An 8,570-nucleotide genomic window follows, 5' to 3' on the forward strand; every position below is an offset into this window, starting at 1 on the left:
GGTTTTTTCCTTTGAGAAATCGGCACGTTGTAACTCCTGGTCGTTTTTCCTCGGCCTTGGGGCCGGAGGGGGGTGTTTTTTTTTGGTGGGGCTTTTTACGGCCCCCCCCCTCCCCCCCCCACGGGCACAACTACCTGCTTATCCCTCTCCGATGCGCGCCGGCTTCGCCGTCAGCGCGGCACGGCCCGCGCCGCGGCCATGCGCATGCCCGGCGCCGGCGGCTCGGCGGCGGCCGCCGTCTGGTTCGCCAGTTGCAGCGTCTGGGTCAGGTAGGCGAATTCGATGCCTTCGCGCGCGAATCGTTCGAACAGCCCCAGGTTGATCTCCTGCTGGATGTCCATGTAGATCTGGTAGTCGGGGCTGTCGATGAAGTAGACCACTTCGAAGTCGAGCGAGGCCGCCGCGAATTCCTTGAAGTGGGCGCGGTCGAAGTGCGCGTGGGCCTGCTCGACCACGATGGCGCGGACGATCTCCGGGATCGCCCGCAGTTGCCGGGCGCTGCTCTGGTAGGTGACGCCGATGCGGAAGGCGATGCGCCGCGTTTGCATGCACTTGTAGTTGTGGATGCGGCTTTTCAACAGGTCCGAATTCGAGAACACCACTTGTTCGCCGCCCAGGCTGCGCAGGCGCGTGGTTTTCAGGCCGACGTATTCGACCGTGCCAGGCGTGTCGCCGACGATGATGAAGTCGCCGATGACGAACGGTTTGTCGAGTACGATCGAGAGCGAGGAAAACAGGTCGCCGAGGATGTTTTGCAGCGCCAGCGCGACCGCGATGCCGCCGATGCCCAGGCTGGCGACGAGCGTCGTGACGTTGACGCCGAGATTGTCGAGGATCATCAGCGTGGCGAGCAGCCACAGCCCGGTGCGCGCCAAAAAGCCCAGCGCGGCCGTCGAGGTGGTGCTGCCGACGTCGTCCACGCTGCGTTGCTGGCGGTAGCGCGTCAGCCATTCGCGCACGCCGGTGTCGCCCCACAGCGCCAGTTGCAGCAGCACGGTGACGACCACCGCCTGGTTGATGATGCGCTCGCTTTTCGCCGGCAGTTCCAGCGACAGCGTCGCCAGGTACAGCGCCGTGGCCAGGATGAACAGCGGCCTGGTCGACGACAGCACCGCCACGGCGATCTTGTCGACATAGCTGGTGCCGCGGCCGGCCATCATGCCCAGGCGCTTGACGAGGACGATTTTTCCCAGGTAGATGGCGCCGGCGCTGCCGGCCAGCACCGCCAGCGCGGTGCCCCATGGAATCGGCCCGTTGCCGATGAATGTGAATGCCATTGTCGTCGTTCTCCTTGCTTGCGTGGGGCGTCAGGGCGCGAGCGGCGGGGGTGCCTTCGCGCGCCAGTAGAATTCGCAGGGTTGTCCCAGGTATTGGCGGCCCAGCACGGCGGCGCGCATGCCCTCGTCGTCGCCGAACAGCGGTGGCACCTGCGAGGTGTAGTGGCGCAGCAGGTTCATCTTGCCTTCGAGGTCGACCGGCACCACGAAGCGCTCGGCCGGCACCAGGCGCAGGCGCGCCATCGCGGCCTGCGGGCCGTCGCCGTCGCCGCGGCCGCTGCTGGCGTCGGCCACGTAGGGAAAGTCTTCGTAGAACAACAGGCTGGCGCCGGCCGCCGCCAGGCGCAGCGCGACCCGCGCCGTGATCTGGTGGTCGACGTGGTCGCCAATGCCCAGCGGGCTCACCAGCAGAATGCCGCCCAGGTCGAGGCAGATGCGGCGCAGCAGCTGGTGCAGTTCCTCGATGTAGCCGGCGTCGTCGACGTGCGGCGCGATCCAGCGCTCGCGCGCGTTGCGGTAGATTAGTTTGCCGGTGCGGGCGCTGCGCCGGTAGATCGCGTCGGGAAAGCTGAGGTGGACGAAGTCGGCGCGGATCGCGTGCATCGCCGCGATGTCCTCGGCGCGGCGGATGCGCGGGCTGACGTGGCCGCGCCGCGGCGGCCCCTTGCCGGCGCCGCCGTCCGGCGCCGCCGGCGCCGGCGGGTTGCCGCTGCAAATCGTCACCACCAGCGTCGGGACGCCCTGCAGCGCGTGCAGCAGGCCGCCGCAGCTGAGGGCGGCGTCGTCGAGGTGGGGCGAGAGGACCACCACCCGTTCGAAGGCGTCGAAGTCGAGCCGCTCGAGCAGCGCGCGCGGCGGCATCGGCGTCATGCCTGCCACGCGATCAGCTCGCCGTAGGCGGCGCGCGCGCGTTCCAGCATGCGCGCGGCCAGCGCGGCGTCGGCCACCAGCGGGTTGGCGGCCAGCGCCGCCACCCGCGGCGCCAGCGCGGCGCCGGCGGCGGCGCGCGCGCTCAGGCGCTGGTAGCGTTCCAGCTGGCCCGCCAGCGGCGCGAACGAGGCCGGCAGCGCCGGCGCCGGCAGCCGTTCGACGCCGTGGCGCGACAGCCGCACCCGCGTTTCGATCACGCAGTCGGCGGCGAAGGCGTCGCTGGCGCCGCGGTTGGGCAGGTTGAGCACCAGTTCGCGCGGCCGCTCGGCGGCCAGGGCGCGGATGACGTTGACGGCCAGGTCGCCGAAGCCGGCCGCGCCGCGGTACAGCGCCAGCTTCGGCTCGGCGCATGCGGCCTGCTCGGCGAAGTGGCTGTAGTAGCGTTCCAGCGAGGCCGCCACGACGTCGCTGCGCGGGCCGACCCGGCGCGCCTGTTCGACGAACGCTTGCGGATACAGGTAATAGGGCAGGTAGGAATTGGGCCAGTGGCCCGGCGGCTGCGCGCGCGCCAGCGCCAGCGCGTAGGAAAAGCGCAACTGGTGTTCCTCGTCGAACTCGGGCGGCGCCGCCAGCGTCGCCGGAAGCGGACCCAGCGGCGTGCCGCCGACGCTCAGCTCGCTGTACCAGGTCGCGTGGTTCAGGCCGTTGCAACGGGCCGTCGGCTGGCCGTCCAGGCCGAGCGCCCGCGCCAGCGCTTGCAGGTCTTCGTCGGACTGGTCGCACATGCCGATGACGGCCACCTTGCCCTGGTCGGCCAGCGCCTGGGTGACGATGTTGCTGGGGTTGGTGTAGTTGAGCAGGACCGCGCCCGGCGCCAGCGCGTGCATCGCCGCGGCCACGCGCAGCGCCTCGGGGACCGAGCGCAGCGCGTAGAAAAAGCCGCCGGGGCCGACCGTTTCCTGGCCGGGAATGTCGAATTCCAGCGGCAGCGTTTCGTCGATGCGGCGCGCCGCCAGCCCGCCGGGTCGGGTCGAATTGAGCACCAGGCCGGCGCCGCGGACGGCGTCCTCCAGGCTGTGCGCCGGCTCGACCTTGAAGGGCGCGCCGGCGCTGCGCGCCATGCCGGCGCCGAGGCGGGCCACCAGGTCGAGCCGCACGGGGTCGGTGTCGTACAGGCGCACCGTGTGCAGCGGCAGCAGCGCCGCGTGGGCGAGCAGCGCTTGCAGCAGGCCGGGGGTGTAGGCGCTGCCGCCGCCGAGTACCGTCAGGATATCCATCGCATCTCCTTGGCCACGAGGGCTATGCGGGCGGGGTCGTCGAGCACGCCGCCGCGTTGTTGCAAAATGTGGCCGGCGGCCGCGCCGGCCAGGCGCAAGGCCGGCTCGGGCGCGGCGCCGCGGATCAGGGCGGCCAGCAGGCCGGCGCAGAAGGCGTCGCCGGCGCCGGTCGGGTCGCACACGGCGAGCGCCGCCGCCGGCAGGCGCACGCCGTAGCCGTTGAGGGTGCCAAACGCGCCCTGCGCGCCTTGCGTGACCAGCACCGAGCGGGCCGCGCCGGCCAAGTGGCGCGGCGCCTCGGCGACGTCGCCGCAGGCCGCGTGCGCCTCCTTGTCGTTGAGCACCAGCAGGTCCCACGGGCAGTCGCGCCGCGCCGTCAGAGCGGCCAGGCGCGCCGGCGTCCAGCTGCCGCTGACGGCGACCTGGGCGCCGGCGCCGCGCGCGCGCGCCAGCGGCGCGGCCAGCCGGGCCGCCTCCTCCAGCCCCGGCACGTGGATCCAGCGCGCGGGCGGCAGCGTCTCGACCCGCTCCAGCGCGGTGAAGTCGGCGGCGCTGAGGAAGGCGCGCTCGTCGGCGCTGGCGTACACCAGCGAGATGGCCGGGTTGTCGCCGCAGGGCAGGGCGGTGAGGGCGATGCCCAGGCGCCGCGCCAGCAGCGCCAGCGCGTGGTCGGCGACGCCGGCGCCGGCCGGCACGCACAGCGCCACCCGCAGGCCGAGCGCGGCGGCCACGCTGGCGCTGTTCAGGGCGCCGCCGAAACCGAGTCCGATGGTCGACACGAAGCGCTCCTCGCCGGGTTGCGGCGGCGCGCCCGCCGGCACGTGCACCTCGAAATAGGCCAGGCCGGCCACCAGCAGCTCGGCCGCGCCGGTGCCGGCCGGCGCGCTCACGCGGCGGCCCGTTGCTCGGCCAGCGCCAGCGCGTCGCTGGCGTGGGGGCCGCGCGCGACCGCGTCGAGGAAGTCGTCGCCCCAGCGCGTGATGTCGTGCTCGGCGACGATGGCCGCCATGCGCGCGGTGCGGTAGGCGCGCTCGTCCTCGCCCATGGTCAGGGCCTGGTGCAGCGCCGCCGTCATGGCGCCGGCGTCGTAGGGGTTGGTGAGCAGGGCGCCGTGCAGTTCGACGGCGGCGCCGGCGAATTCCGACAGGATCAGCACGCCGGACTGGCCGATGGCCTGCTTGGTGGCGACGAATTCCTTGGCGACCAGGTTGAGGCCGTCGCGTAGCGGCGTGATCCAGGCGATGTCGCAGGCGGCGTAGTGGGCGAGCACCTCCTCGAACGGCAGCGAGCGGTAGAAGTAACGCACCGGCACCCATTCCAGCGTCGAGAAGCGGCCGTTGATGCGGCCGACGATGCGGTCGACTTCGACCCGCAGCGCCTGGTAGATTTCCATGCCGGGCGCGGCCGGGGTGATGACGTTGAGCAGCGTGACCTTGCCGGCGTGTTCCGGGTACTGTTCGAGCAGGCGCTCGAAGGCTTGCAGTTTTTCCAGCGAGCCCTTGACGTAGTCCAGCCGTTCGATCGACACGACCCCGGTGACGCCGCCCAGGTAGTCGCGGATGCCGGCGATTTTCCGCTCGGCTTCCGGCGTGCGCAACTGCTGCGCGATCAGGCCGACGTCGGTGCCGACCGGGTGCGCGCCGAGCGCGACGCGGCGCCCGCCGGCCTCGATGGCCGACGTCATCTTGTCCACCCCGAGGGCGCAGCCGTAGGTCAGGAAGCGCGGCGCGCAGGGTACGCTGGCGAGCACTTCAAGCGGCGCGAAGGAGCGCACCGCGTCGACGAAGTTCTCGACGTAGCGCGGGATGTGGAAGCCGATATAGTCGCATTGCAGCAGGCTGCCGATGATGTCGCGGCGCCACGGCAGGATGTTGAACACGTCGCTCGACGGGAAGGCCGTGTGGTGGAAGAAGGCGATGCGCAGGTCCGGGCGCAGCGGGCGCAGGAAGGCCGGCACCATCCACAGGTTGTAGTCGTGGATCCAGGCGATGGCGCCTTCGGCCGCCTCGCGCGCGGCCTGCTCGGCGAACAGGCGGTTGACTTCGAGGAAGCGCTCCCAATGGGCCTGGTGGAACTCGGCCTTGTCGGGGAAGGAAAAGATGATCGGCCAGAACGCCTCCTTGGAAAACTTCTTGTAGAACACGTCGATGTCGTCCTCGGTCAGGGCGATGCGCGCCACCTGCAAGCGCGGATAGCGTTCCAGGTCGACCGGCGCGTGGCTGGCGAAATCGGCCGGCGCGCGGCTGGGCTGCTGCGACCAGGCGACCCAGGAACCGCAGCGCTCCCCGGCGAAAAAGCTCAGCAGCGTCGGAATGATGCCGTTCGGGCTTTCCGGGCGGCGCTGCCGCAGCACGCCGTCCTCGACGATGTCATCGAAGGGTTGGCGGTGGTAGACCATCACCAGTTCGGCCTCGCCGCGCTGGTCGATGCGCCCCTGCGCCGCCGCGGACGGCTCGACCAGCGTGCCGTGGTGGGCCAGCCCCTCCAGAATGCCGCCGCAGCCTTCGGCCCGGGCCAGGTAGGCGCGCGGCAGTTTGCGCACCCGCTCGACCAGGGCCGGCTCGGCGCCGCCGACGACGATGCCGCGATAGCCGGCCTCGAACATCGACAGGTCGTTCAGGGTGTCGCCGGCCACCACCACGTCGGCCGGGTCGAAACCTTCCGCCTGGGCCAGGCGCAGCAGCGCCGGACCCTTGCCGATGCCGCGCGGCAGCACGTCGAGATAGCGCCCGCCGGAAAACAGCAGGTCGCAGCCGAGCGCCTCGACCGCCGCGCGCAGCGCCGGCGTGACGCCGCCCTCGCTGATGAAAAACGAGCAGCGCCGCTCCTGCGGCACGTTTTGCCGGCGCAGCCTGGGGAAGTCGGCCAGCGCTTTCAGCACCGCCTGCGCGCCGGGCCAGTGGGCGGCGATTTCGTGGTGCAGCGGCTCGACCGGGCGCAGGTCGCCGTGGACGATGGTGGCGCCGACGTCGGCGATGATGTAGTCAGGCATCGGAATGGTCGGGTCGCTGAGCAGGGGGATGATCGATTCAAGGCCGCGGCCGGTGATGAACACCAGCTTGGCGCCCGGCAAGGCGCCGCTGAACAGGTCGCGCACGCGTCGGCGCGCCTCGTGCGTTCCCGCCAGCAGGGTACCGTCGAGGTCGGTGGCGAGCACCAGGGGGCGTGGATTGGTCGGCGAAGTCCATCGTTGCGGCGCGAGAATAGTCATGTATTTATCCTTTGGTAGCGAAATCGACGTGGCCATACAGCGGTCGCGCCGAAGCAGATCGAGGTGTGAACGCAGCGGCCGCAAGGGGCCGTTCACATGGGCGGAGAGGCAATCGGGTGGGCGCGAAAGGCGCCGCAGGCGTGTTGCCAGGCGAAGAGGGGAAGCTGGGCCAGCTTGGCGCGCCGGGGACCGGTGGCGCTTGCTTGGCGGTGTTCGTGATGGCGCTTGACCCTCAGAAAGCTTTGCAACTTTACCATGATGTGGCTTGAGCGGGCGCACGCTTGGCCGCCGGGTGAAACCTGCGCTTTGCGGTAATATCGGGTTCCGATAGCGCCAGAGTCAGTTCGCGCAATCCGATGGCAGGCCCGCGGTGGGCGCTGCTGAAGCGCCCGGAGCCGATTTAATATGAGGTCAATAGTCATCAAAACAAACATAGTCGCGGCATCCGCGCTTGCCACCATCGTGGCCGTCGCCGCGTATTGGTACTGGTCGCCATTGCTAGCCGTGCGGCAGCTGCAGTCGGCGGTCCGGAGCAGGGATGCGGTAGCCTTTAGCGAGCACGTCGACTACCCCAAGGTGCGCCAGAGCATCAAGGGCCAATTCTCCGCCCTGTTTCAAAACGAGATGGAACGGTCGGGCGGCGTCGACAGTGCGCTCGGCGCGAACGGCGTCGATTTTGGCGCCAGATTGGGCGCGCTAATGGTCGACCGATTCGTCGACGCGGTGGTGCAGCCGGAATCCATGATGCTGGCGATGCGGAGCGGCCAGTTTGCGCCGTCCAATCGCCAGCGTTCGGCCGGCGCCTCGGCGCCGGCCGCAACGCCGAAGGAAAAATTCATCTGGAAGTATGAACGGCGGGGGCTGAACAACGTCGTCGTCCATGCGGCCGATCCGGACGCCGCGGATGCGGCGGGCCGGGGCATACTCGGCCTGGGGTTCCAGCGCAGCGGCTTCGCCGACTGGAAGCTGACCGAGGTGCGGATGTCATCGGCGAACAAATAGAGCATGAATCATGGGGAAAACGGCTCACATGTTGACGAACGGTTCCGACTCATCTTCAGACTCCCTGCGGCGCAACCCGAGCCCGACCAAGCCGAGTCCGGGCGAGGCTCTATGCCGTTTCGAACGGAATTTGACACGGCGGCGGATGCGTGATGCTGCCAAACCGAGTGGACTCCCCCGCCCCCGCCCCAGCCCCGCCCCCGATGGCGGGGAAGTCATTGCCGCCGGACTGGCTCGCGGGCCGGATGCCAACCCCGCATCCAACCCTAAGCCCTTGAGCGTAAAGGATTTTTCGATGCCATCAAGGGTTCGCTGCGCCGAGCTCCGCCCGCCCTTGACTGCACCGAAAACGCCGTTACCCCCGCGAATCCAACCCGGACGTGCATCAGGAAGGGCAAGGCGAGGCTTGTCAACTTTCACTCGAACGACATTGGGCCGACAAAAGTCACCCGCCCAAACTGGCAATGCGTATGCGTACCAGCCACTGTTATGCTATCTCCGGCTGCGCTGATTCCTTGCGGTAGACTTCGTGAATGCGCAAGGTCGCCGCAGCTTTTCCTGGAACTCGGAGAACGACTTCGTCCCCTGTAGTAGAGCCCAATAAAACTTGAGCCAAAGGCGTTCCTTCCCCTATCAATCCTTGATTCAAGTCTGTCAGCAAGGCCGTTATCTGGACTGAGAGATGCATCTCTGGACTCTCGATATTGAAGTACGTTACGAGGTCGTCCACACGCACTTCAATTTCGTCATCTGCAGTTTCGAGAACCATCTCGGAGACTTCCAAACTAGCCATTGGTGCCTCATCCGATGCAAGCAACCCGGCCTCTTCATAGTCTTCTTCGTGACTGTTCAGCCGCTATGCGGCAAGCGGGATAGGATTACCGTTGAAGGCCCGGAGCAGAACCTCAAGCATGCCATGGCCTTGCTTGCGTA

At 69.0% G+C, this 8,570-nt stretch carries 7 protein-coding genes; 1 reads left to right on the forward strand and 6 read right to left on the reverse strand.

All coding sequences use genetic code 11. The features are described from left to right. Nucleotides 1-170 precede the first annotated feature (170 nt). The 5 genes from ACFDR9_RS25760 to ggpS are packed head-to-tail and all read right to left on the reverse strand — an operon-like array spanning nucleotide 171 to nucleotide 6,635. A complete protein-coding gene (locus ACFDR9_RS25760; protein ID WP_409032809.1) occupies nucleotides 171-1,277 on the reverse strand; it encodes a mechanosensitive ion channel family protein in 1,107 nt (368 codons plus the stop codon). Between the two features lie 30 nt (nucleotides 1,278-1,307). Beyond that, nucleotides 1,308-2,147: a PIG-L deacetylase family protein gene (locus tag ACFDR9_RS25765; RefSeq protein WP_017878567.1), complete on the reverse strand. Its 840-nt coding sequence runs from the start codon at nucleotides 2,145-2,147 to the stop codon at nucleotides 1,308-1,310. Continuing rightward, complete coding sequence (locus tag ACFDR9_RS25770; RefSeq protein ID WP_409032810.1) at nucleotides 2,144-3,424, reverse strand: hypothetical protein; 1,281 nt, start codon at nucleotides 3,422-3,424, stop codon at nucleotides 2,144-2,146. The genes ACFDR9_RS25765 and ACFDR9_RS25770 overlap by 4 nt, the downstream gene beginning before the upstream one ends. After that, nucleotides 3,412-4,314, reverse strand: coding sequence for a carbohydrate kinase family protein (locus tag ACFDR9_RS25775; RefSeq protein ID WP_409032811.1), 903 nt, complete (start codon nucleotides 4,312-4,314; stop codon nucleotides 3,412-3,414). The genes ACFDR9_RS25770 and ACFDR9_RS25775 overlap by 13 nt, the downstream gene beginning before the upstream one ends. Next, nucleotides 4,311-6,635: a glucosylglycerol-phosphate synthase gene (ggpS, locus tag ACFDR9_RS25780; protein ID WP_409032812.1), complete on the reverse strand. Its 2,325-nt coding sequence runs from the start codon at nucleotides 6,633-6,635 to the stop codon at nucleotides 4,311-4,313. The genes ACFDR9_RS25775 and ggpS overlap by 4 nt, the downstream gene beginning before the upstream one ends. Nucleotides 6,636-7,040: 405 nt before the next feature. Here ggpS and ACFDR9_RS25785 point away from each other — a divergent pair, with 405 nt between their 5' ends. After that, entirely contained in the window at nucleotides 7,041-7,637 is a 597-nt protein-coding gene (locus tag ACFDR9_RS25785) for a DUF2939 domain-containing protein (protein ID WP_409032813.1), read from the forward strand. Nucleotides 7,638-8,124: 487 nt separating this feature from the next. Here ACFDR9_RS25785 and ACFDR9_RS25790 read toward each other — a convergent pair whose 3' ends face one another. Further along, entirely contained in the window at nucleotides 8,125-8,430 is a 306-nt protein-coding gene (locus tag ACFDR9_RS25790; RefSeq protein WP_409032814.1) for a GreA/GreB family elongation factor, read from the reverse strand. Nucleotides 8,431-8,570: the final 140 nt, after the last annotated feature.

This window comes from Janthinobacterium sp. CG_23.3 (assembly GCF_046115965.1).
Taxonomy (GTDB): domain Bacteria; phylum Pseudomonadota; class Gammaproteobacteria; order Burkholderiales; family Burkholderiaceae_D; genus Janthinobacterium.